Here is a 2,374-nt window from a genome sequence, read left to right as displayed (position 1 = left end):
GGCCCGGCCTCTCCACGGTTGTGCTCGGTGTCATTGTGGAGAAGCCGACGGCAATAGTTGACGTCGGCGCGTTAAAGCGTAAATGCTTCGCTCATGACTCTCAATCTTGTCAAACTTTGCGTCGGCTGCAGTGCAATTGAAGAACTCGCGGCCTGGATCGATTTCCGTCTGGATGAACGGAGACAGGCCGGGCTCTCGATCGAGCAATTTCATACGACCCGGATGGTGCCCAAGCGCATCGACGAGTTGCTCGACGGCGGATCTCTCTATTGGGTGATCAAGGGCAACATCCAATGCCGCCAGCGCCTCACGGACATCCGAACATTCCCGGACGATCAGGGCATTTCGCGCTGCCATCTGGTATTGGAGCCGCGCATCATCGTGACGGAATGGCAGCCTCGCCGCGCATTCCAAGGTTGGCGATATCTCACCAGCGAGGATGTGCCCGCCGATGAGGGGCAGGGCAAATCGGGCCGCGCCAAGCTGCCCCCCGAATTGCGCAATGAGCTGGCCTCGTTAGGCCTGCTCTAGCGCTAAGAAATTCGCAGCCTGACCGGGCTGATGCCGTTGCGGCTGTCAGAATGCAGGCGCAGGCGCACCGGCGGCATTGCCGCGCGTCGGGTGCGGGCCGCCTGGCAGAGCAGCACATTGACGAGATCCATGGTCTTGAATGCCGCGGTGCCGTGCCGAAGATCGGCGAGGCGCAAAGCGGCTTGCTGCAAGGCGTGCATGCCGAATAGTGATGATTTCGATTCCCTGGCAGTCAGGCCCGCCGGGTCATGTATTTCCGTGGTACTGGACATTCGCAAAACCCTCTACACTGTACAAACTGGGTCTTTCGGGTTGATGCCTTACGATTGCGGTGCAATTGCAAAGCAGTTGAAATTCTGGCGCTTGAGCGCTGCACAGGCATTACTCGCCGCCTTGGCGGACGGGATGCCGGCAAAGCGGGCACGGTGATAGGTCTGTGAACCCTTCTGGAACTTTTCCGTGTAAGGCGAAAGCGAGGCAATCGGACCACCGACCTGGGCCGCAGCCTTGGCCAGCATTGCCTTGGCTTCCTCCGAGCTTCCGACGGAAGCAATCTGCACCATCCACCCACCTGCCGACGGCGCGGAGGCCGTGGTCACAGGGTCGACGTCGGCGACATCGCCTTCACCGATTTCAGCCTTGGGCGAGGGCGTTGGGACGGCGAGTACGCGCGCTGCGACGGACGGGACTGGCGTCGGCTCCGCATAGGCCGTCACGACCTCCGCGGGTTGCGCCGCAGCCTCCTCGCGCTGAACCGGCACAGGGACGGGCGCATTTTCCGGCAGGTCGACTGCGGCCACCTCAACCTTGCTGTTCCTGCGCGAAGCGATCAGGTTGCCACCGTCGCGGCGCGAGGCGGAAGGAAGGTATTTGTCGATGAGCTGCGCCATTTGCGCGTCACGCGCACCTCCGCTCGTGCCGCCCATGACGACGGCAATGAGCTTCTTGCCATCGACGTTCACTGAGCTGACGAGGTTGAAACCGGAAGCGCGCGTATAGCCCGTCTTGATCCCATCGACACCGCGTACTTTGCCGAGCAGTCGGTTGTGGCCGACGATGCGGCGGCCGCGATAGCTGAAGCTGCGCGTGGAGAAGTAGTCGTAATACTGTGGAAAGTGTTCGCGCAGCGCGATACCGAGCAGCGCCAGGTCCCGGGCAGAGGAGCGCTGCTGCGGATCGGGCAGGCCATTGGCATTGCGGAACTGGGTGTTACGCATGCCGAGTTGCCGCGCCCGATTGGTCATTATGACGGCGAAGCGTTGCTCAGATCCGCCAAGATACTCGCCGATTGCCGTTGCCGCGTCGTTCGCCGACTTGGTGATCAGCGAAAGAATGGCCGCTTCGGCGCTGATCGTCTGACCGGGGCGGAGGCCGACTTTCGTTGGCGGCTGGCCGGCAGCGTAGGCGGAAACCGGGATGGGTGTTGATTTCGAAACCTTGCCCGCCTCCATTGCCTCGAAGAGCATGTAGAGCGTCATCATCTTGGTGAGCGATGCCGGAAACCGCTGTGCGTCGGCATTGGACGAATAGAGCGTCTTGCCGGTGTTGGCATCTACAACAATAGCCGCGGCCCTTGTTTCGGCTACCGCTTCTGAGCTGCCGGCAGCGCTGACGCCAGAGATCATCGCGAGAACCAGGAATGCATGAGCCACTTTTTTGATTAGTTTATTTGTTTGGCGGGCCGGATGAAGCACAATCAACACCTGTTCCATATGCGGTGGGTTCTCGTTGATGATCTGACGCATCAGATTGATTTCGTGAACTTTATCCGTATCAGCGTTACCAAAATGTTTATGGTAACCGCCGCGTTGACGATTTCCCCCGTCTTTATCGAAAAATTTAC

3 protein-coding genes are annotated in these 2,374 nt (G+C 60.1%); 1 reads left to right on the top strand and 2 read right to left on the bottom strand.

The genetic code is table 11. The features are described 5' to 3' along the window. The first annotated feature begins 93 nt into the window (after positions 1-93). Entirely contained in the window at positions 94-531 is a 438-nt protein-coding gene (locus tag AAAB35_RS26235) for a DUF1489 family protein (protein WP_340671275.1), read from the top strand. A 2-nt stretch (positions 532-533) separates the two neighbouring features. Here AAAB35_RS26235 and AAAB35_RS26230 read toward each other — a convergent pair whose 3' ends face one another. After that, complete coding sequence (locus AAAB35_RS26230; RefSeq protein WP_340671274.1) at positions 534-803, bottom strand: hypothetical protein; 270 nt, start codon at positions 801-803, stop codon at positions 534-536. 48 nt (positions 804-851) lie between these two features. Beyond that, positions 852-2,243: a D-alanyl-D-alanine carboxypeptidase family protein gene (locus AAAB35_RS26225; protein WP_340671276.1), complete on the bottom strand. Its 1,392-nt coding sequence runs from the start codon at positions 2,241-2,243 to the stop codon at positions 852-854. Positions 2,244-2,374 lie beyond the last annotated feature (131 nt).

Origin of the sequence: Phyllobacterium sp., assembly GCF_037994425.1 — a bacterium.
Lineage (GTDB): Bacteria > Pseudomonadota > Alphaproteobacteria > Rhizobiales > Rhizobiaceae > Phyllobacterium.
Note: the sequence above shows the minus strand (reverse complement) of the source record. Positions and strands in the feature narration are given on the sequence as shown.